The organism is Streptomyces sp. f51 (assembly GCF_037940415.1).
Taxonomy (GTDB): Bacteria; Actinomycetota; Actinomycetes; order Streptomycetales; family Streptomycetaceae; genus Streptomyces.
The window spans coordinates 4,516,391-4,537,203 of sequence record NZ_CP149798.1; the positions used below are offsets into that span (position 1 = coordinate 4,516,391).

The 20,813-nt window shown below is 72.6% G+C and carries 17 protein-coding genes; 12 read left to right on the top strand and 5 right to left on the bottom strand.

Going from position 1 to position 20,813, the window contains the following annotated elements; all coding sequences use genetic code 11:
* The first annotated feature begins 34 nt into the window (after nucleotides 1-34).
* From WJM95_RS19800 to WJM95_RS19810, 3 genes are all read left to right on the top strand, one after another.
* Nucleotides 35-907 (top strand): XRE family transcriptional regulator, encoded by an 873-nt coding sequence (locus WJM95_RS19800; RefSeq protein ID WP_339131022.1) that lies wholly within the window; start codon nucleotides 35-37, stop codon nucleotides 905-907.
* 742 nt (nucleotides 908-1,649) lie between these two features.
* Nucleotides 1,650-2,639, top strand: a complete 990-nt coding sequence (locus WJM95_RS19805; RefSeq protein WP_339131023.1) for a malate dehydrogenase — start codon at nucleotides 1,650-1,652, stop codon at nucleotides 2,637-2,639.
* A gap of 311 nt (nucleotides 2,640-2,950) precedes the next feature.
* A complete protein-coding gene (locus tag WJM95_RS19810; RefSeq protein WP_339131024.1) occupies nucleotides 2,951-3,985 on the top strand; it encodes a hypothetical protein in 1,035 nt (344 codons plus the stop codon).
* Nucleotides 3,986-3,992: 7 nt separating this feature from the next.
* Here WJM95_RS19810 and WJM95_RS19815 read toward each other — a convergent pair whose 3' ends face one another.
* Entirely contained in the window at nucleotides 3,993-4,922 is a 930-nt protein-coding gene (locus WJM95_RS19815) for a helix-turn-helix domain-containing GNAT family N-acetyltransferase (protein WP_339131025.1), read from the bottom strand.
* A gap of 258 nt (nucleotides 4,923-5,180) precedes the next feature.
* Between WJM95_RS19815 and WJM95_RS19820 the strand changes: the two genes are divergently transcribed.
* Genes WJM95_RS19820 through WJM95_RS19840 form a run of 5 tightly spaced genes read left to right on the top strand, consistent with a single transcriptional unit; the run spans nucleotide 5,181 to nucleotide 12,371 of the window.
* Complete coding sequence (locus tag WJM95_RS19820; protein ID WP_339131026.1) at nucleotides 5,181-6,692, top strand: aldehyde dehydrogenase family protein; 1,512 nt, start codon at nucleotides 5,181-5,183, stop codon at nucleotides 6,690-6,692.
* A 55-nt stretch (nucleotides 6,693-6,747) separates the two neighbouring features.
* Nucleotides 6,748-8,280 (top strand): GMC oxidoreductase, encoded by a 1,533-nt coding sequence (locus WJM95_RS19825; RefSeq protein WP_339131027.1) that lies wholly within the window; start codon nucleotides 6,748-6,750, stop codon nucleotides 8,278-8,280.
* Nucleotides 8,277-9,461 carry a glycine betaine/L-proline ABC transporter ATP-binding protein gene (locus WJM95_RS19830; protein WP_339131028.1) on the top strand — a complete coding sequence of 395 codons (1,185 nt, stop codon included), beginning with the start codon at nucleotides 8,277-8,279 and terminating at the stop codon, nucleotides 9,459-9,461. The genes WJM95_RS19825 and WJM95_RS19830 overlap by 4 nt, the downstream gene beginning before the upstream one ends.
* Nucleotides 9,461-11,410: an ABC transporter permease subunit gene (locus tag WJM95_RS19835; RefSeq protein ID WP_339131029.1), complete on the top strand. Its 1,950-nt coding sequence runs from the start codon at nucleotides 9,461-9,463 to the stop codon at nucleotides 11,408-11,410. The genes WJM95_RS19830 and WJM95_RS19835 overlap by 1 nt, the downstream gene beginning before the upstream one ends.
* A gap of 1 nt (nucleotide 11,411) precedes the next feature.
* Nucleotides 11,412-12,371 carry an ABC transporter substrate-binding protein gene (locus tag WJM95_RS19840; protein ID WP_339131030.1) on the top strand — a complete coding sequence of 320 codons (960 nt, stop codon included), beginning with the start codon at nucleotides 11,412-11,414 and terminating at the stop codon, nucleotides 12,369-12,371.
* Between the two features lie 80 nt (nucleotides 12,372-12,451).
* Here the strand turns inward: WJM95_RS19840 and WJM95_RS19845 are convergent, their stop codons facing one another.
* Together WJM95_RS19845 and WJM95_RS19850 are read right to left on the bottom strand one after the other, a co-directional pair.
* Nucleotides 12,452-13,171: an isocitrate lyase/phosphoenolpyruvate mutase family protein gene (locus WJM95_RS19845; RefSeq protein ID WP_339131031.1), complete on the bottom strand. Its 720-nt coding sequence runs from the start codon at nucleotides 13,169-13,171 to the stop codon at nucleotides 12,452-12,454.
* Between the two features lie 23 nt (nucleotides 13,172-13,194).
* The gene (locus WJM95_RS19850) at nucleotides 13,195-13,737 is read right to left on the bottom strand and encodes a carboxymuconolactone decarboxylase family protein (RefSeq protein ID WP_339131032.1); all 543 of its coding nucleotides are present in this window, start codon (nucleotides 13,735-13,737) and stop codon (nucleotides 13,195-13,197) included.
* A 47-nt stretch (nucleotides 13,738-13,784) separates the two neighbouring features.
* Between WJM95_RS19850 and WJM95_RS19855 the strand changes: the two genes are divergently transcribed.
* Entirely contained in the window at nucleotides 13,785-15,176 is a 1,392-nt protein-coding gene (locus WJM95_RS19855) for a PLP-dependent aminotransferase family protein (protein WP_339131033.1), read from the top strand.
* Between the two features lie 4 nt (nucleotides 15,177-15,180).
* Here WJM95_RS19855 and WJM95_RS19860 read toward each other — a convergent pair whose 3' ends face one another.
* The gene (locus tag WJM95_RS19860) at nucleotides 15,181-16,035 is read right to left on the bottom strand and encodes a hypothetical protein (RefSeq protein WP_339135687.1); all 855 of its coding nucleotides are present in this window, start codon (nucleotides 16,033-16,035) and stop codon (nucleotides 15,181-15,183) included.
* A gap of 133 nt (nucleotides 16,036-16,168) precedes the next feature.
* Here WJM95_RS19860 and WJM95_RS19865 point away from each other — a divergent pair, with 133 nt between their 5' ends.
* Nucleotides 16,169-16,510 (top strand): hypothetical protein, encoded by a 342-nt coding sequence (locus WJM95_RS19865; protein WP_339131034.1) that lies wholly within the window; start codon nucleotides 16,169-16,171, stop codon nucleotides 16,508-16,510.
* Nucleotides 16,511-16,581: 71 nt separating this feature from the next.
* On the top strand, nucleotides 16,582-17,766 hold the full coding sequence (locus WJM95_RS19870) for a glutathionylspermidine synthase family protein (RefSeq protein ID WP_339131035.1): 1,185 nt from the start codon (nucleotides 16,582-16,584) through the stop codon (nucleotides 17,764-17,766).
* A gap of 59 nt (nucleotides 17,767-17,825) precedes the next feature.
* Here WJM95_RS19870 and rocD read toward each other — a convergent pair whose 3' ends face one another.
* The gene (rocD, locus tag WJM95_RS19875; RefSeq protein ID WP_339135689.1) at nucleotides 17,826-19,040 is read right to left on the bottom strand and encodes an ornithine--oxo-acid transaminase; all 1,215 of its coding nucleotides are present in this window, start codon (nucleotides 19,038-19,040) and stop codon (nucleotides 17,826-17,828) included.
* A 319-nt stretch (nucleotides 19,041-19,359) separates the two neighbouring features.
* Between rocD and WJM95_RS19880 the strand changes: the two genes are divergently transcribed.
* The gene (locus tag WJM95_RS19880) at nucleotides 19,360-20,805 is read left to right on the top strand and encodes a glycine hydroxymethyltransferase (RefSeq protein ID WP_339131036.1); all 1,446 of its coding nucleotides are present in this window, start codon (nucleotides 19,360-19,362) and stop codon (nucleotides 20,803-20,805) included.
* Nucleotides 20,806-20,813 lie beyond the last annotated feature (8 nt).

Genomic DNA, 20,813 nt, shown 5'->3' on the forward strand with positions numbered 1-20,813 from the left:
GTTGGGCATGCACCAGGGGAAGTAGGGGGAGGGAATGCCTCGTTGGAAGGCGCTGCCGGATGAACTCGATCCGCGGGTGACGGAGTTCGTCGGTCAGTTGCGACTGCTCGTCGACCGGAGCGGGCTGGACGTCGCGGCCGTGGCCGACCGCACGGGCTACCCCAGGGCGTCCTGGGAGCGCTACCTCGACGGCGGGCTGCTCGCGCCGAAGGGGGCGGTCGTCGCGCTGGCCGAGGTGACCGGGGCCAGTCCCGTGGATCTGGCGACGATGTGGGAGCTGGCCGAACGGGCCTGGAGTCGTTCGGAGACGCGGTACGACTCGGGGGTGGAGGCGATGCGGATGTCCCGGGCGCGGGGCGCGCCGGAGCCGCGGGACGCGCGGCCCGAGGGGGCCGTTGCGGGGGACTCCGCTCGGCGGAGGCGGCTCTGGACGGTGTTGCTCGCGGCGGTCCTGGGGGTTCTTGTCGTTGTCGCGGCCGTCGTCTGGGTCGGTTCTGGTGGGGGTGGGACGGCTTCCGGCGGTGTGCCGAAGGCGTCGGCCGCCTCCGTGAGCGCCCGGTCCGAGCTGCCGCCGGGGGTCAAGTGCGTCCGCGCCTCGTGCGCCGGGAAGGACCCCGAGCTCATGGGGTGCGGTGGTCGGATGGCCACGACGGTCACCAGTGTGACGGTGGGGGCCGCTTTGGTGGAGGTGCGGTACAGCGCGACGTGCGGGGTCGCCTGGGCGCGGGTCGCGCGGGCGGGGGTGGGGGACCGGGTGGAGGTGTCGTCGCCGGGGGCCGCGGGGACGCGGACGGCTGTGGCGGGCGCGGACGTGTACACGTACACGCCGATGGTGGTGGTGAAGGACGCCGGCTCGGTGAAGGCTTGTCTGGTGCCGAGTTCGGGGCGACGGGAGTGCACCTCGTAGCGGCTTCGCTCGCCTCTGGCTCCGGCTCCCGGTTCGGTGGTGGGTCGGGGCCGTGCCGGTGCATCAGCCCGTCGCCGTTGGATGAGGAGTGACCGTCGGTGGCGACGGGCATCGATGTACCGGCACGGCCCCTCGCGTCGGATCCCGGCTGCGGGTGATTCGTGGTGCCCGGTCCGCATCCCAGCCTTGGCCGCCGAAACCTCAGCCGCGACCACCGAAATCCCAGCCCCGGCCGCCCGAATTCCAGCCCCGGCCGGGAAAAGTTTCAGCCCCTCCGGCGATTGAGGAGCGGGGGTCCGGGGGCGGCGCCCTCGGGGTCGGGTTGGGTAGGGGCGGAGGGGGCGAGAAGGAGGTTGTGGTGGGGCAGGGGGAAACTTCTGGTTTGGGGGATTGAGTTGGTTCCGAGGGGGCAGGGGCTTCGTACCCCCACGGGATCCGGTGCCGTCGGGAAGGGGGGAGATCCCTTCCCGCGAGCCGCTGGTACCCCCTTTGGCGGTCGCCGAGTTCACCCTCTCCCGAGCCCGGCGACCGCCTCCCCGGGGAATCCCGGGACATCTGTGGGGTGGGCCACACGCACCCTGACGTCCGGCGTCCCGGATGCGCGATAGCCTGACGGCGGATCTCTCTTGACGCCGAGAGATCGATCATCGGGACCTTTGATCGATCATTGCGGTGGTTGCAGGGGACGATCCTGCACCCGGGGCAGGGACGCCCCACCGCCAGCTGTCATACGGAGAACGCCATGACTCGCACTCCCGTGAACGTCACCGTCACCGGCGCGGCCGGCCAGATCGGTTACGCCCTGCTCTTCCGCATCGCCTCCGGCCAGTTGCTCGGCGCGGACGTGCCGGTCAAGCTGCGCCTGCTGGAGATCACGCCGGCGCTGAAGGCCGCCGAGGGCACCGCCATGGAGCTCGACGACTGCGCCTTCCCGCTTCTTCAGGGCATCGACATCACGGACGACCCGAACGTCGCCTTCGACGGCACCAACGTCGGTCTGCTCGTCGGCGCCCGCCCCCGCACCAAGGGCATGGAGCGCGGCGACCTGCTCTCGGCCAACGGTGGCATCTTCAAGCCGCAGGGCAAGGCGATCAACGACAACGCCGCCGACGACGTCAAGATCCTGGTCGTCGGCAACCCGGCGAACACGAACGCGCTGATCGCCCAGGCCGCCGCTCCGGACGTACCCGCCGAGCGCTTCACCGCGATGACCCGTCTGGACCACAACCGCGCGCTGACCCAGCTCGCGAAGAAGACGGGCACGACGGTCGCCGACATCAAGCGTCTGACCATCTGGGGCAACCACTCCGCCACCCAGTACCCGGACATCTTCCACGCCTCGGTCGACGGCAAGAACGCCGCCGAGGTCGTCAACGACGAGAAGTGGCTCGCCGAGGACTTCATCCCGACCGTCGCCAAGCGCGGTGCGGCGATCATCGAGGCCCGTGGCGCGTCCTCGGCCGCCTCGGCCGCCAACGCCGCCATCGACCACGTCTACACCTGGGTCAACGGCACCGCCGAGGGCGACTGGACCTCCATGGGCATCCCCTCGGACGGTTCGTACGGTGTGCCGGAGGGCCTCATCTCCTCCTTCCCCGTCACCACGAAGGACGGCCGCTACGAGATCGTCCAGGGCCTGGACATCAACGAGTTCTCCCGCACCCGCATCGACGCCTCCGTCAAGGAGCTCGAGGAGGAGCGCGAGGCGGTCCGCGCCCTCGGCCTGATCTGATCCGGCGCGAACAGGCCTGAGCCGGACGGCCGTCCGGCCGGCTCGGCCCGGTGGCGCTCGGTGCGCAGCAGTACCCGCGATGCCCGGGTGGTGACGACCACCCGGGCATCGGTGTGTTTGGGGGCCATTGGGCGTAGGGAAAGTACGTGCCGAACGTATGTGCTTTGTCGCCATAAAGAGGGGTGCCGATGGCGGAAACCTCACTATGGTCGTGAGGTGCGGTCCGCCGGGGGGCTGGGCGCGGCAGGGTGCGGCGGCGAACACGCCGGGATCGGGCCGTCGGGTGGGGCCGACGGGGGAGCGGGGGCGGCATGGCGCAGCGATGGGACGCGGACCGTCGGCAGTGGGTCGACGACGGTACGGGCCCCGCGGACGGCGGGGTCCAGGACGGTGCGGACGCCGGCGGAGCGCCGCCGGCCGGGGACCAGCAGTGGTGGGCGGCGGCCACGCAGACGGGTCCGCCGCGGCCCGACGTCCCGCCGCCCGCGGGCTTCGGACCGCACCAGCCACCGCTTCCACCGCAACAGCAACAGCAGCAGCAGCAACAGCAGTGGGCCCAGGCTCAGCAGCAGGCCCAGGCCGCCTGGTCGCACCAGCAGTCGCAGCCGCCGACGTGGCCCGGTGGTGTCGTACCGCCGGGTGCCGGTGGCCGGCCGCCTGGCTCGGGTGACGCGCGGAAGCTGCTTCTGGTGATCGTGGCCGTGGCGGTTCTCGCGGGCGGTGTGGGCGGCGGACTGTGGGCGGTGACCCGGGGCGGCTCGGCGCGGCATCCGCAGGCGCACTCGTCCGGACCCTCGGTCGGCGTCACGACACCGCAGGCCGGTGTCACACCGGACAACTCGAACGTCACCGGCGGCGAGGGCACGTACACCGCTCCGGCCGTCACCACCGCCCCGGCGCCCGCCCCCGGGTACAGCCGCTCGGTCGATCCGGTCGGCTACACCGTGGACGTCCCGGCCGGCTGGGCGCGTCAGGAGAAGCAGGGCAAGCTGGCGCCCGTCGTCACGTACACCGCGCCCGACGGCGTCCGCAGCCTGCTGGTGTTCGAGATCAAGGAGGACTCCGTGGCGGAGTCCTCGGCGCAGGCCCAGTCCATCGCGGAGGGGGCCCGGGGCTACCAGTACCTGGACCGGCGCAGCGGCACCGACTGGACGGAGTTCAGCTACCGCTACGACAGCAAGCAGACCGGGCCCACCCAGAACATCGACCACCGTTTCCAGGCCGCCGACGGCACGCCGTACGCCATCGTCGCCAGCAGCCCGCCGGGCACCGACATGACCCAGCAGCTCGCGACGGCCGTCAACTCCTTCTGCCCGAGCGGGTACGCCTGCTCGAACACCACCTGAGGCACGCTCAAGGCGCGGGCGGCTCCTGCGCATTGACGGGGAGCCGCTTCTCGAACCAGTGCGCCGCGTACACGTTGTCGTCGTAGCGCGGGATCTCCGTGTACCCGCACGCCCGGTACATCCGCTGGGCCTCGGTGAGCACGGCGTGCGTGTCCAGGCGTACGACGCCGAACCCGCGCTCCGCCGCCCGCTGTTCGAGGCCGTCGAGGATCCGGCGCCCGAGGCCGAGCCGGCGGGCCCCGGGGTCCACCCACACATGACGGATCTCGCCCGCCCGGGGACCGAGACGGCGCAGCGCGCCGCAGCCCACGGGCCGGCCCTCCTCGTAGGCGACGAGGAAGGCGCCCGCGTCCCCGGACACCTCTCGCGGCCGTACGAGGGTGGCGGGGTCGAAGCCCTCGGGGAACCGTGCGTCGATGTCGGCCGCGTACGCGGCGAGGCAGGCGCGGGCGTCGGGGGAGGCGCCGTCGACCGTCTCGACGGTGATCGCGGCGAGCCGGAGCAGCCGGTGGGCGGTGTCCAGGGCCGCGGTCAGCTCCGTGCGCCGGTGCGCGTCGAGACCGCTGAGCAACCCCTCGGCGAGCGCGTCGGCCAGCCGGTTCTGCTCCGCGATCTCGGCCCGTCCGGCGTCCGTGAGACCGGCGACCCGCAGTCTGCTGTCGGAGGGATGGACGCTCACCCGGACGAGCCCCTGGCGCTCCAGGGCGCGCACCATCCGGCTCAGGTACCCCGCGTCCAGGCCGAGCCGGGCCCGCAGGTCGCGCAGGGAGGCTCCCTCCCCGCCGATCTCGAACAGGAGCCGGGCCTCGCCGAGGGGGCGGTCCTGGCCGAGGTAGTGGTCGTCGAGGGCTCCGATGCGCCGCGTGAAGTAGCGGTTGAAGCGCCGCAGCGCCGTCACCTGGTCCGTGGTCACCGTGTCCGTCGGCACTGGCTCCATCTTCCTTCGGCTCCCGGTCCGGCCGCCTTCCCGCGGTTCTCCGCCAGGACGGCGCTCTTCTTTTGACTTTAGTCAAAGGAAAACGGGCTGTCCATCGCCCGCTCTTGTCCCTTTTCGTGGGATTTTTCAGTGACCCGGCGCACTTCTCGTGACGGATCGCGCATGTGGAGGGGGCGCAGGGGCAGGCGCTCACAGCTCACGGGGGCGACGCCTCCGTGACACAGGGGGATCGAACAGGAACGGAAGGCAACACCGGCCATGGCAGGACAGCAGGCAGAACAGACCATCCACGTGGACGGCGAGTGGCGCGCGGCACTCTCCGGATCGACACGCGAGATCCTCGACCCCGCCGATGCCGAGCCGTTCGCCGTGGTCGCCGAGGGAGACGGGAAGGACGCGGACCTCGCGGTCGCCGCCGCGCGCCGTGCCTTCGACGAGGGGCCCTGGCCGCACACCCCCGTCGCCGAACGCGCCGCCCTGCTGCGCCGCGTGGCCGGTCTCCTCGTCCGTGACCGCGAGACGCTCGGGCTGCTCGAAAGCCGTGACGCGGGCAAGACGGCGGAGGAGGGGCGCGTCGACATCGACTGCGTCGCCGACGCCTTCCGCTACTTCGCCGACCTTGTGGTGGGCGAGGGCGGCGGCCGTGTCGTGGACGCCGGTTCGGCCGACGTCCACAGTGTGGTCGTGCACGAGCCCGTCGGCGTGTGCGCCCTGATCACCCCCTGGAACTATCCGCTGCTCCAGGCCAGTTGGAAGATCGCCCCCGCCCTCGCCGCCGGCAACACCTTCGTGGTCAAGCCCAGCGAGATCACCCCGATGACGACCGTCGCGCTGCTGCGGCTGCTGGCCGAGGCGGGCCTGCCCGACGGGGTCGCGGGCCTGGTCACCGGCCCCGGGCACACCGTCGGCGCCCGCCTCGCCGAGCACCCCGACGTCGACCTCGTCTCCTTCACCGGCGGCCTGGCCAGCGGGACGAAGGTGGCGCGTGCCGCCGCCGACACGGTCAAGAAGGTCGCGCTCGAACTCGGCGGCAAGAACCCCAACATCGTCTTCGCCGACGCCTGCGCCACCCCGGAGGACTTCGACACCGCCGTCGACCAGGCGCTCAACGCCGCCTTCATCCACAGCGGTCAGGTGTGCTCGGCCGGTTCCCGGCTCATCGTCGAGGAGTCCGTACGCGAGCGCTTCGTCGCCGAACTCGCCCGCAGGGCCGGTGCGATCCGGCTCGGCCGCGGCACCGGGGACGGTGTCGAGTGCGGTCCGCTCGTCTCCGAGCAGCAGCGCGCGAAGACCGAGGAGTACGTCGCCTCCGCGCTGGCCGAGGGCGCGGTCCTGCGGGCCGGGGGCAGGCGGCCCGAGCCGTCCGAAGTCCGGCCCGCCACCGGGTACTTCTACGAGCCGACCGTGCTCGACCAGTGCCACCGCGGGATGCGGGTCGTCCGCGAGGAGGTCTTCGGGCCCGTCCTGACCGTGGAGACGTTCGCCACCGAGGACGAGGCCGTCGCGCTCGGCAACGACACCGAGTACGGCCTCGCGGGCGCCGTCTGGACCGCCGACGCCGGCCGTGCCCGCCGGGTCGCGGGGCGGCTGCGCCACGGCACCGTCTGGATCAACGACTTCCACCCCTATCTCCCGCAGGCGGAGTGGGGCGGCTTCGGACGCAGCGGCGTCGGACGCGAACTCGGCCCCGCCGGGCTCGCCGAGTACCGCGAGAGCAAGCACGTCTACCAGAACCTCGCGCCGAAGCCCGTCCGCTGGTTCGCCGGCTGACTCCCGCCGTCCGGCGAACTCCCCTACCTTCCCTGGCCTTTTGGAGCACCCCTTCATGTCCCAGCACGAGGAAACGTACGACTACGTCGTCATCGGCGGCGGCACCGCGGGCTCCGTGATCGCGTCCCGCCTCACCGAGAACCCGGATGTCAGCGTCGCCGTCATCGAGGGCGGCCCCAGCGACGTGGGACGCGAGGACGTCCTCACCCTGCGCCGCTGGATGGGCCTGCTCGGCGGGGAGCTCGACTACGACTACCCGACCACCGAACAGCCGCGCGGCAACTCGCACATCCGGCACAGCCGTGCCCGGGTGCTCGGAGGCTGCTCGTCGCACAACACGCTGATCGCGTTCAAGCCCCTGCCGTCCGACTGGGACGAGTGGGAGGCGGCCGGCGCCAAGGGCTGGGGCGCGGCGGGGATGGAGGAGTACTACGCGCGGCTCCTGAACAACATCGTCCCCGTCGACGAGAAGGACCGGAACGCCATCGCGCGGGACTTCGTGGACGCGGCCCGGTCCGCCCTCGACGTCCCGCTGGTCGAGGGCTTCAACCGGCAGCCGTTCACCGAGGGCGCCGGCTTCTTCGACCTCGCCTACCACCCCGAGGACAACAAGCGGTCGAGCGCCTCGGTCGCGTATCTCCACCCCGTGATGGACGAACGGCCCAACCTGACGCTCCTGCTGGAGACGTGGGCGTACAAGCTGGAGCTGGAGGGGAAGCGCGTCACGGGCGTGCACGTCAGGACCAAGGACGACGAGGAGGTCCTCGTCCGGGCGCGCCGCGAGGTCCTGCTGTGCGCGGGAGCCGTCGACTCGCCCCGCCTGCTGCTGCACTCAGGCATCGGACCCGCCGGTGACCTGGAGGAACTGGACATCCCCGTCGCGCACGATCTGCCGGGCGTCGGCGAGAACCTGCTCGACCACCCCGAGTCGGTGATCGTCTGGGAGACGCACGGGCCGATTCCGGAGAACTCCGCGATGGACTCCGACGCGGGACTCTTCGTCCGGCGGGACCCCGAACAGCCGGGCCCCGACCTGATGTTCCACTTCTACCAGATCCCCTTCACGGACAATCCGGAGCGCATCGGCTACGAACGCCCCGCGCACGGCGTCTCGATGACCCCCAACATCCCCAAGCCGCGCAGCCGCGGCCGCCTCTACCTCACCAGCGCGGACCCGACCGTCAAACCCGCCCTGGACTTCCGGTACTTCACGGACGAGGAGGACTACGACGGCCGTACCCTCGTCGACGGCATCAGGATCGCCCGCGAGATCGCCAGGGCCGAACCACTGGCCGGCTGGCTCAAGCGTGAGGTCTGCCCAGGGCCCGACGTCACCGGGGACGAGGAACTGAGCGCGTACGCACGCCAGGTCGCGCACACCGTGTACCACCCGGCCGGCACCTGCCGGATGGGCGGGCTCCTGGACGAACTCGCCGTGGTGGACCCCGAACTGCGGGTCCGCGGCCTGGACGGCATCCGGATCGCCGACGCCTCCGTGTTCCCCGCCATGCCCGCGGTGAACCCGATGATCGGGGTGCTCATGGTCGGCGAGAAGGCCGCCGAGCTGATCGGTGGTGACGCGCGATGAACACACCCACCGAGAACACGCAGAGCACCGGGAGCACGGAGAGCACCGCGAACACCGAGAGCACGGAGAGCACCGCGAACACCGAGAGCGCCGAGAGCACCGCGAACGCCGTGCCCACGACCGCCGAGAACACCGCCGCCCCCGGCACCGTCTTCTCCGTGCGCGGTCTGTGGAAGGTGTTCGGACCCAAAGCCGACCGTGTTCCCGGCGACCCCGAACTCGCCTCCCTGGACGCCGCCGGACTGCGCGAGGCCACCGGCTGCACCGCCGCCGTCCGTGACGTCGGCTTCGACGTGCGCAAGGGCGAGGTCTTCGTCGTCATGGGCCTGTCCGGCTCCGGCAAGTCCACCCTCGTACGCTGCCTCACCCGGCTGATCGAACCCACCTCGGGCAGCCTCGCGATCGACGGCGAGGACGTCCTCGCGATGGACAAGGGCCGGCTGCGCGAACTGCGCCGCCACCGCGCCGCCATGGTCTTCCAGCACTTCGGCCTGCTGCCGCACCGCACGGTCCTCGACAACGTGGCCTACGGCCTGGAGATCCAGGGCGTCCCGCGCGAGGAACGCCGGGCGAGGGCCGCCGAGGTCGTCGCCAAGGTCGGCCTGGAGGGCATGGAGCAGCGCAGGCCCGCGGAACTCTCCGGCGGTCAGCAGCAGCGCGTCGGGCTGGCCCGCGCGCTCGCCGTCGACCCCGAGGTCCTGCTCTTCGACGAGCCGTTCAGCGCGCTCGACCCGATGATCCGGCGCGACATGCAGGACGAGGTCGTGCGGCTGCACCGCGAGGAGGGCCGCACGATGGTCTTCATCACCCACGACCTGACCGAGGCCCTGCGCCTCGGCGACCGCATCGCCCTGATGCGCGACGGCCGGATCGTCCAGCTCGGCACCCCGGAGGAGATCGTCGGCTCCCCGGCCGACGCCTACGTCCGCGAGTTCGTCCGGGACGTGCCCCGCGAGCAGGTCATGACGGTCCGCACGGCCATGCGCCCCGGGGACTGCGGCGGCCCCGACCACCCCGGCGCGCTCGCCCCCGACACCGTGGTCGCCGACGCGATCAAGGCCGTCGCCCGCACCGGCCGGGCCGCCTGCGTCGTGCGCGACGGCCGCTGCCTCGGCGTCGTCGACCACGAGCGGCTGCTCCAGGTCGTCGCCGGCCCGGACACGATCGGGGAGGCGGCGTGATGGCGGCTGTCACCGCAACCCCTCCCCGTACGGTCCTGCCCGGACGCCTGCGGCATCCGGCCGTCGGCAAGCTCGCGGTCCTCGCCGTCGTCGCGGCGGTGCTCGTGCCGCTCGCCGAGGCCCGCTGGTCCGGCGGCAGCTGGCCGCACGCCCTGACCGTCGACCTGACCGGACCGCTCGGCCGCGCCGGCGACTGGATCATCGACAACCGCGACAGCCACCCGCTGTTCCTGTACTTCTTCGGCTACGTCAGCAACGCCGTCGTCCTGTCCGTACGCGCCGTCTATCTGCTGCTCCTCGCGGCCGGCTGGGCCGGAGTGACCGCCCTGGCCGCGCTGGTGGCCTGGCGGGCCGCCGGAGTGCGCCAGGCGCTCGGCGCCGGTGCCGCGTTCCTCGTCTGCGGACTGCTCGGCATGTGGGTGCCCACGATGCAGACGCTGGCGGTCATGACGGTCGCCGTGCTCGCCTCCGTCGTGCTCGGCCTGCTGCTCGGCCTCGCCGCCGGGCTCTCCGAGCGCACCCACCGCGCGCTGCGCCCCGTCCTCGACACCATGCAGGTGCTCCCGGCCTTCGCGTATCTGCTGCCCGTCGTGCTGGTCTTCGGCATCGGCGTCCCCGCAGCCGTGCTCGCCACCGTCGTCTACGCCGCCCCGCCCATGGCCCGCCTCACCGCGCTCGGCCTGCGCGACGCGGACGAGGGCGTGATGGAGGCCGTCGCCTCGCTCGGCGCCACCGCCCGCCAGCGCCTGCTGACCGCCCGCCTTCCGCTGGCCCGCAAGGAACTCCTCCTGGGCCTCAACCAGACGATCATGATGGCGCTGTCCATGGCCGTCATCGCCTCCGTGATCGGCGCCGGCGGCCTCGGCGACCGCGTCTACCAGGCCCTCGCCTCGGTGGACGTGGGCGCCGCCCTCTCCGCGGGCATCCCGATCGTCCTGCTGGCCGTCGTCCTCGACCGGGTCACGGCCGCCGCCGGCGAGCGGATCGGAGCGGTCGGCGCGAACCCGCCCCGGCTGTACACGGCGCTCGCCGCCCTCGCCGTCGTGGCCGTCGCCCTCACCGGCCGTCTCACGGGCAGCCCCGACTGGCCCGACGCCTGGGTGGTGAACATCGCCGAGCCGGTCAACAGCGCCGTCGACTGGATGACCGGCCACCTCTACTCGGGCGTCCCGTACATCGGCGGCACCGCCGACTGGGCGGGCCACTTCACCACCTGGGTCCTCGACCCGCTCCGGGACGGACTCCAGTGGCTGCCCTGGTGGGCCGTGCTGCTGACCGTCGCCGCCCTGGCCTGGCTGATCGGCACCTGGCGCACCGCGCTCACCGCCGTCCTCGCCATGGCCGCGATCGGTGTCCTGGGCGCGTGGAAGCCGTCCCTCGACACGCTCTCCCAGGTGCTCGCGGCGGTCGCCGTCACCCTGGTGCTCGGCTTCGCCACCGGGATCGCGGCCGCGCGCAGCGAACGCTTCGAGCGTCTGCTGCGGCCCGTCCTCGACGTCTTCCAGACCATGCCGCAGTTCGTCTACCTCATCCCCGTCGTCGCGCTGTTCGGTGTCGGGCGCGCCCCCGCCGTCGCCGCCGCGGTCGTCTACGCGCTGCCCGCCGTCATCCGCATCACCACCCAGGGACTGCGGGCCGTCGACCCCGCCGCACTGGAGTCGGCCCGCTCCCTCGGTGCGACCGCCGGGCAGCAACTGCGCCAGGTCCAGCTCCCGTTGGCACGGCCCGCGCTGCTGCTGGCCGTCAACCAGGGCGTCGTCCTGGTCCTCGCCGTGGTCATCATCGGCGGTCTGGTCGGCGGTGGCGCGCTCGGCTACGACGTCGTGTTCGGCCTGGCCCAGGGCGACCTGGCCACCGGACTGGTGGCCGGCGCCGCGATCGTCTGCCTCGGACTGATGCTCGACCGGGTGACCCAGCCGACCGGGCGCCGCGCCAAGAAGGGAGCGTGACATGCGACTTCGTACGACATCCGTGGTGGCCGGGGCCTCGGCCCTGCTGCTGCTCACCGGCTGCGGCGCCGCCGACATGACCAAGCAGGCCTCGCCCTTCGCGAACGCCCGGGGCGCGCGGACGGTGACCCTGTCCGTGCAGTCGTGGGTCGGCGCCCAGTCCAACGTGGCCGTCGCGCAGTACCTCCTCGAACACGAGATGGGATATCGCGTCGACACCGTGCAGGTCGACGAGGTGCCCGCCTGGGACGCCCTCAGCCAGGGCCGTGTCGACGCCATCCTGGAGGACTGGGGGCACCCCGACCAGGAGAAGCGGTACGTCCAGGACAAGAGGACGATCGCGCCCGGTGGCGACCTGGGCGTGACCGGTCACATCGGCTGGTACGTGCCGACGTACTTCGCGAAGCAGCATCCCGACGTCACGGACTGGAGGAACCTGGACAAGTACGCCGACCGGCTCCGCACCCCCGAGAGCGGCGGCAAGGGACAGCTCCTCGACGGCTCCCCTTCGTACGTCACCAACGACAAGGCGCTGGTGAACAACCTGAAGCTGAACTACCAGGTCGTGTTCGCCGGTTCGGAAGCCGCGCAGATCACGCAGATGAAGCAGTTCGCGAAGGAGAAGAAGCCCTTCCTCACGTACTGGTACTCGCCGCAGTGGCTGTTCGAGAAGGTCCCCATGACCGAGGTGAGGCTGCCCGCCTACAAGGAGGGCTGCGACGCCGACGCGGCGAAGGTCGCCTGCGCCTACCCGCACACCCCGCTGAAGAAGTACCTGAACGCCGACTTCGCGCGGACCGGCGGCAAGGCCGCGGCGTTCCTGAAGAAGTTCCGGTGGACCACCGGGGACCAGAACGAGGTCTCCCTGATGATCGCCAACGACAAGCTGACCCCGCAGGAGGCGGCGAAGAAGTGGGTGGAGCGCCACCGGTCGACCTGGAAGGCGTGGCTGCCGTCGTGACCGGCTCGCCGCGGCTCGACCGTCGTGCCCCTGCCGTCCGGGCCGCCCGCGCCCGGGCGACGGGGGCACGACGGTTCCTGTCAGGACCGCAGCCCCGCCGCGACGTCCCCCAGCGCCTCGGCCGCCCGGCGCTGTAGCCCGGGGCCGAACGTGACGCGTGTGGCGCCCAGTTCACCCAGTTCGGCCGGGGACGCCCCGTCGATCCTGGCGAAGGCGTTCAAGGGCCCCTGGATGCCGGACCGCAGCAGCGGAAGCACCTCGGCCGGGGCCCCGATCGGGTACACGCAGTCCGCACCGGCCGCGACGTACAGCGCGGCCCGCCGGACGGCCTGCCCCGGATCGCCGTCGCCGTACGCGAAGACGTCGACCCGGGCGTTCAGGAAGAGCAGGTCCGCCGCGGCGTCCCGCACCTCGGCCAGCCAGTCGGCGTGCCGGTCCGCGTCCTTGAGGACTCCGCCCTCGGAGTCCTCGAGGTTGCAGCCCACGGCCCCCGCCTCCAGCAGCCGCTCCACCAGCTCCCGGGGCGCCAGGCCGTAGCCGCCCTCGACATCGGCCGACACCGGCACGTCCACGGACCGGGCGATCCGCCCGACGGCGGCGAACATCTCGTCGGCGGGCGTCTGTCCGTCCGCGTACCCCAGCGAGGCGGCCACCCCGGCGCTCGGCGTGGCGAGCGCGGGGAAGCCTGCGTCCGCGAACACCCGGGCGCTCGCCGCGTCCCAGGGGCCGGGCAGCACCAGCGGATCGCCCGGCACCCGCATGTGGTGCAGCGCCCGGAACCGCTCCGCGCCGCTCGTCACCGAGCGCTCCCTGCCCGGCGCCGTCACCTGTGCCCGCCGGGCCGGTAGTGGCCGGGCACCATGCGGCAGGTCACGGCGAACCGGTTCCAGGCGTTGATCACCGTGATCGAGGCGATCAGCTGGGCCAGGTCGGCCTCCTCGAAGTGCCGGGCGGCGCGCTCGTACACCGCGTCCGGCACGAAGCCCTCAGTGATCACCGTGACGGCCTCGGTCAGCTCGATCGCCGCGATCTCCTTCTCCGTGTAGAAGTGCCGCGACTCCTCCCACGCGCCGAGCTGGACGATCCGCTCGACGCTCTCGCCCGCCGCGAGCGCGTCCTTGGTGTGCATGTCCAGGCAGAACGCGCAGTGGTTGAGCTGCGAGGCGCGGATCTTCACCAGTTCGAGGAGCGTGGGGTCCACCCCGCGCCGGGCCGCCGCGTCGAGCCTGACCATCGCCTTGTAGACGTCGGGGGCCAGTTCGGCCCAGGCCAGCCGGGGGGAGTGCTCGGGCGCGTACGGCGCGCCCGCGGCGGGGGCGTCCGGGGTCGTCGGGGTGTGCTGCGTGGTCGTGTCCTGCGTCGTCATGCGATCGACCCTACGAGGGGAGTAGCCCGGGAGTATGGTCCATTCCCATGGGGAAAACGTGGGCCACTCTGGGAGTCGACCTTCATGTCGAGCCGACGGGGTCCGGCATTCGCAAGGGGTTGACGGAGGCGCTGCGCGAGGCCGTCCGCGGCGGCCGGCTCGCCCCCGGGACCCGTCTGCCGTCCTCCCGCTCGCTCGCCGCCGACCTCGGCATCGCCCGCAACACGGTCGCCGAGTCCTACGCCGACCTCGTCGCCGAGGGCTGGCTCACCGCACGCCAGGGCTCCGGCACACGCGTGGCGGGGCGGAGCGTCGTACGACCGGCGCCGCAGGCCGCCCCGCCCCGCCGTGAACCGGCCGGTCCCGCCTACGACCTCGTCCCCGGCCGGCCCGACCTCGCGTCCTTCCCGCGCACCGCCTGGCTCAAGGCCGCCCGCCGCGCCCTGGCCCGCGCTCCGCACGAGGCCCTCGGCTACGGCGATCCCCGCGGCCGCCCCGAACTGCGCACCGCCCTCGCGGGCTATCTCTCCCGTGCCCGGGGAGTGCGCGCCGACCCGGAGCGCATCGTGATCTGCTCCGGCTTCTCGGACGGCCTCACCCTGCTCGGCCCGATCCTGCGCCGGCGAGGGCTCCGCTCGGTCGCCGTGGAGTCGTACGGGCTGGACACGCACTGGAATCTCCTGCACCGGTCGGGCCTGCGCACGACCCCCCTGCCGTTCGACGAACTCGGCACCGACACAAGGGACATGGCCGGAGCGCGGGCCGTACTCCTCACCCCCGCCCACCAGTTCCCGATGGGCGTGCCGCTGCACCCGGACCGCCGGGCCGCCGTCGTCGCCTGGGCCCGCCGCACCGGCGGGCTCGTCCTGGACGACGACTACGACGGCGAGTTCCGCTACGACCGGCAGCCCGTCGGCGCGCTGCAAGGACTGGACCCCGACCACGTGGTCCATCTGGGCACCGCCAGCAAGTCGCTGGCCCCCGCGCTGCGCCTCGGCTGGCTGGTCCTGCCCCCGTCGCTCGTGGACGAGGTCGTCTCCCTGAAGGCGGAGGGCGGCTGGTCCACCGGGGCGCTCGACCAGCTGACCCTGGCGGAGTTCATCACCTCGGGCGCCTACGACCGCCACGTCCGCTCGGCCCGGCTGCGCTACCGCCGCCGCCGTGACGCCCTCGTCGCCGCCCTCGCCACCCGCGCCCCCGAGGTGCGTGCCACCGGTATCGCGGCCGGGCTGCACGCGGTGCTGCGGCTCCCGACCGGCACCGAGGGGCCGGTCGTGCAGGCCGCCGCCTTCCAGGGCCTGGCCGTCCACGGTCTCGCGCACCACCGTCACCCGGACGCGCCGACCGCGCACCAGGACGCCCTGGTCGTCGGTTACGGCACGCCGCCGGACCACGCCTGGGCGGGCGCCCTGGACGCACTGTGCCGGGCGCTTCCCTGACGGCTCACGACGGCACCGGCGCGGACGGCTCCGTGCCCGGGGCCTCGCCGAACCGCGCCAGCGCCAGCGCGCCCGCCACCGCCACCGCGAAACCGAGAACGGCCAGCCAGGTCAGTCCCTCGCGGGTACGGTCGCCCAGCCACACCACCCCGACCAGCGCCGGCCCGATGGTCTCCCCGATGACCAGACCGGCGGTGGCCGTGGTCACCGAGCCCCGTTCCAGGGCCGTGGTGAGCAGCAGGAACGCGGCACCGCCACCGATGAGCAGGGCGTACGTCGCCGGATTGGCCAGCAGGGTCCCCGGATCGAGGTCGGCGATCAGCCGCACCGCCACCTCGACCACCCCGAACCCGAACCCCGACCCGAGGCCCAGCGCGAGCGCCCGCCCCCGGTCGGGCAGCCGTCCGCCGACGAGCGCCAGCACCAGGACGGCCACGGACGTCCCGAGCATCGCGTACTTCAGCGCCAGGGAGCCCGTACGGTCACCCTCCGCGCCGGACGCCAGCCCGAGCATCGCGAGTCCGCCGCACACCACCGCCACGGCGCCCCACTCGACCCGGCTCAGCCGCACATGGAGCAGCCGCGCCGCGACCACCGCGGTGACGGCCAGGCTCGCCGCGAGGGCCGCGCCGACCGCGTAGATCGGAAGCGAGCGCAGGGCGAGGATCTGGAGCACGAACCCGACCCCGTCGAGGCCAAGTCCCGCCAGATAGCGCCACTGCCGCAGCGCCCGCAGCAGCAGGACGGCCGCGCCGCCGGCTCCGCCGCCCGTCCCGCCCTCACCCGCGGTCCGCGCGGCCATCGCCTGGAGAACCGTCGCCGTACCGAAGCAGACCGAGGCGCCGAGGGCGCAGATCATTCCAAAGAGCACGAAGCGACTGTAGGGGACGGCGCGTTACCAGGGGGCCGTCGTGGACTCGCTGTGCGCGGGATCTCTAATCTGTCCTCTTCGATCAAAAGATGAACCACCGAGAACAAGCGGGGGAACGAACATGGCAGACGTACGGCGTCAACTGCGCTCGGGCACGGTCGTCCTCGGCGGCATGGGACTTCTCGCGGCGACCCTCACCGCCTGCTCCTCGGACCCCGACAAGCGCTGTGTCGACCGCGACAGCTACAACGCGGCCAAGGGCTACGAGGTCGTCGCGGACAAGTACTGCACGTCGTCCTCGGGTTCGTACCACACCGGCTGGTACTACGGCGGCAGCAGGAAGAGCGGTCGGGTCGAGGGCGGCTCCTTCGTCAAGCCCAGCGGGGGCGGCTCCGGGGGTTCGGGCGGCAGCGGCGTCCACCGCGGCGGTTTCGGCGGCGGAAAGGGCGGCTCCGGCGGCTGATCCGCGCCCGCCCACCGGAGCGAGACCTCCGGCCCCGACCCACCCGCCGAGCCGGAGAACGCACGCATCCCATGGAACGCCGCACCACCACCCCCCGTCCCGGCTGGCAGCAGACCGTCGAGCGGCAGGGGCTGATCTACCCGCTCACCCGTCACCCCGACGACTCCCTGCGCCCCTACTGGGACGAGAGCGCCTACTACGTCTTCTCGCTGCCCGAGGTCGAGGCGCTGGAGGAGGTCGTCGAGGAACTGCACGCCATGTGTCTGACGGCGGCCGGGCACATCGTCGAGCACGGACGGTTCGCCGACCTCGGCATCGACGACCCCCGGGTCGTGGCGGCCGTCGCCGAGGCCTGGCACCGGCGCGGCGAACTCCCCTCGGTCTACGGCCGCTTCGACCTCCGCTACGACGGAACGGGCCCCGCGAAACTCCTGGAGTACAACGCCGACACGCCGACCTCGCTGGTGGAGGCCGCGAGCCCCCAGTGGTTCTGGATGGAGGACCGCTTCCCCGGCGCCGACCAGTGGAACTCCCTCCACGAACGCCTCGTCGCGGCCTGGAGGAAGCAGGGCGCACTCCTGCCGCCGGGCGGCCCGCTCTACTTCGCGCACTCCGCCGAGGACGAACTCGGCGAGGACCTGATGACGGTCGCCTACCTGAAGGAGACCGCCGAGCAGGCGGGACTGGCCACGGACTGGATCTCCATGGAGGAGATCGGCTGGGACCCCCTGTCCGGCCGCTTCGTCGACAACCGGCTCGCGTTCATCCGGAGCTGCTTCAAGCTCTATCCCTGGGAGTGGCTCACCACCGACGCGTTCGCCGGCCACGTCCTGGACACCCTCGACAACGGCGGCGGCACCGGTTCGACCCTGTGGATCGAGCCCGCCTGGAAGATGCTCCTGTCCAACAAGGCGCTCCTCGCCGTCCTCTGGGAGCTCTACCCGGACCACCCGAACCTGCTCCCCGCGTACCTCGACGGCCCCCGCGAGCTCGCCCGCGCGAACGGCTACGTCGCCAAGCCCCTGCTCGGCCGCGAGGGCGCCGGGGTGACGGTCCACGAGCCCGGCGCCGCACCCGTCGTACGCGAAGAGGCCTGCTGCTACCAGGAGCTGGCGCCGCTCCCGGACTTCGACGGCAACCGTGTCGTCCTCGGCGCCTGGGTCGTCGGGGACGAGCCGGCGGGCCTCGGCATCCGGGAGTCCTCAGGCCTGATCACGGACGAGTACGCCCGCTTCCTGCCGCACGTGATCCTCTAGCGCCGTTCGCGGGTCCTGCCGGGCCCGGGTCCCTTCGTGGTCCTCCCGGGCCCGGGTGCCTACGCGCCGAGCACGGCCCGGAGCTGGGCCAGACCCCAGTCCAGGTCCTCCTCGGAGATGACCAGCGGCGGGGCGATCCGGACGGTGACGCCGTGCGTGTCCTTGACCAGGACGCCCCGCTCCAACAGCCGCTCCGAGACCTCCCGGCCGGTGCCGTGCGCGGGGGCGATGTCGACGCCCGCCCACAGACCGCGCCCGCGCACCGCCGTGACGTGACCGGAGTCCTTCAGCCGGCCCAGTTCGCGGTGCAGACGCTCGCCGAGCCGGGCCGCCCGCTCCTGGTACTCGCCCGACCGCAGCATCGCGATCACCTCCAGGGCCACCGCGCAGGCCAGCGGGTTCCCCCCGAAGGTCGACCCGTGCTCCCCGGGCCGGAACACTCCGAGGACCTCCGCGCTCGACACCACCGCCGACACCGGCACCACCCCGCCGCCGAGCGCCTTCCCGAGGACGTACATGTCCGGCACCACGCCCTCGTGCTCGCACGCGAACGTACGGCCGGTGCGCCCGAGACCCGACTGGATCTCGTCCGCGACGAACAGCACGTTCCGCTCCCGCGTCAGCTCCCGCACGGCCGGCAGATATCCGGCCGGCGGCACCAGCACTCCCGCCTCCCCCTGGATCGGCTCCAGCAGCACCGCCACCGTGTTCTCCGTGACCGCCGCCCGCAGGGCCGTCAGGTCCCCGTACGGCACGATCTCGAAGCCCGGTGTGTACGGCCCGAAGTCGGCCCGGGCCTCGGGGTCCGTCGAGAAGCTGATGACCGTCGTCGTACGCCCGTGGAAGTTGTTGCCCGCGACCACGATCTTCGCCATCCCGGCCGGGACGCCCCTGACCCGGTACCCCCACTTTCGGGCCGTCTTCACCGCCGTCTCCACCGCCTCCGCGCCGGTGTTCATCGGCAGCACCATCTCCATGCCGCACAGCGCGGCCAGCTCCCGGCAGAAGTCCGCGAACCGGTCGTGGTGGAACGCGCGCGACGTCAGCGTCACCCGGTCCAGCTGCGCCTTGGCCGCCTCGATCAGCCGCCGGTTGCCGTGGCCGAAGTTCAGCGCCGAGTACCCGGCGAGCATGTCGAGGAAGCGGCGCCCCTCGACATCCGTCATCCAGGCACCGTCCGCCGTCGCCACGACGACCGGCAGCGGGTGGTAGTTGTGCGCGCTGTGCGCCTCGGCCGAGGCGATGAACGCCTCCGTCGTCTCCCTGGCATCCATGGTGGTCACGGGATCTCCGTTCGCGCGCGGGCGGGTCTGTGCCCCCTTTCCTATCGTCGCTCGCATGGTGGACCGGGGACCCCGCCGATCCGGCGCGCCCGGTAGGCTTCCCGGCGGGGCCGTGACTGGCGCGCTGGGATGGGACCGACCATCGGGGAGCGGCACCAGCGCTGTGGCTTTCCCGGGACGATCCCGGACCTCAGGACGGAGTGACAGGCCGCCCCGAGGAGCCCGGACCACCGGGCGAGGAGTCGTGGCAACCGAGTGCCGTGCGCCTGGGCCGACCCGTGAACGCTGAACGCAACGTCCGGAGGCCGTCATGCCAGAGCCCCTTTCCACCGAGTCCACCGCCTTCCGCAGCGCCCTCGACGTGATCAGGGCCGTGGAGCCCCGCGTCGCCGACGCCATCGGCCAGGAACTCGCCGACCAGCGCGACATGCTGAAGCTGATCGCCTCCGAGAACTACGCCTCCCCGGCCACCCTCCTGGCCATGGGCAACTGGTTCAGCGACAAGTACGCCGAGGGCACCGTCGGCCGCCGCTTCTACGCCGGCTGCCGCAACGTCGACACCGTCGAGGCCCTCGCCGCCGAGCACGCCCGCGAGCTGTTCGGCGCCGAGCACGCCTACGCCCAGCCGCACTCCGGCATCGACGCGAACCTCGTCGCCTTCTGGGCCGTCCTCGCCGCCCGGGTCGAGGCCCCGGCGCTCGCCGAGGCCGGTGTCCGCAACGTCAACGACCTCTCCGAGGCCGACTGGGCCGAACTGCGGCAGGCCTTCGGCAACCAGCGCATGCTCGGCATGTCCCTGGACGCCGGGGGCCACCTCACGCACGGATTCCGTCCGAACATCTCGGGCAAGATGTTCGACCAGCGCTCGTACGGCACCGACCCCGCCACCGGTCTCATCGACTACGAGGCGCTGCGCGTCTCCGCCCGCGAGTTCAAGCCGCTGATCATCGTCGCCGGCTACTCCGCCTACCCCCGCCTGGTGAACTTCCGGATCATGCGGGAGATCGCCGACGAGGTCGGCGCCACCCTCATGGTCGACATGGCGCACTTCGCCGGACTGGTCGCGGGCAAGGTCCTCACCGGCGACTTCGACCCGGTCCCGCACGCCCAGATCGTCACCACCACCACGCACAAGTCGCTCCGCGGCCCCCGCGGCGGCATGGTCCTGTGCGACGAGACCCTCGCCGAGCAGGTCGACCGCGGCTGCCCGATGGTCCTCGGCGGCCCGCTGCCCCACGTCATGGCCGCCAAGGCCGTCGCGCTCGCCGAGGCCCGCCGCCCCGAGTTCCGCGACTACGCCCGGGCCGTCGTCGACAACTCCCGTGCCCTGGCCGAGGGCCTGATGCGCCGCGGCGCCACGCTGGTCACCGGCGGCACGGACAACCACCTCAACCTCATCGACGTCGCCTCCTCCTACGGCCTGACGGGCCGCCAGGCGGAGTCCGCGCTGCTCGACTCGGGCATCGTCACCAACCGCAACGCCATCCCGGCCGACCCGAACGGCGCCTGGTACACCTCCGGCATCCGCATCGGTACTCCCGCGCTGACCACCCGTGGTCTCGGCGCGACCGAGATGGACGAGATCGCCGGTCTGATCGACCGGGTCCTGACCGCGGCCGAGGCCGGGACCACCGCCAAGGGCGCCCCGTCCAAGGCGCAGCACGTCCTGGACGCGAAGATCTCCGACGAGATCGCCCACCGCGCGAGCGACCTGCTCACCGGCTTCCCGCTCTACCCGGAGATCGACCTCGGCTGACGCGCGTC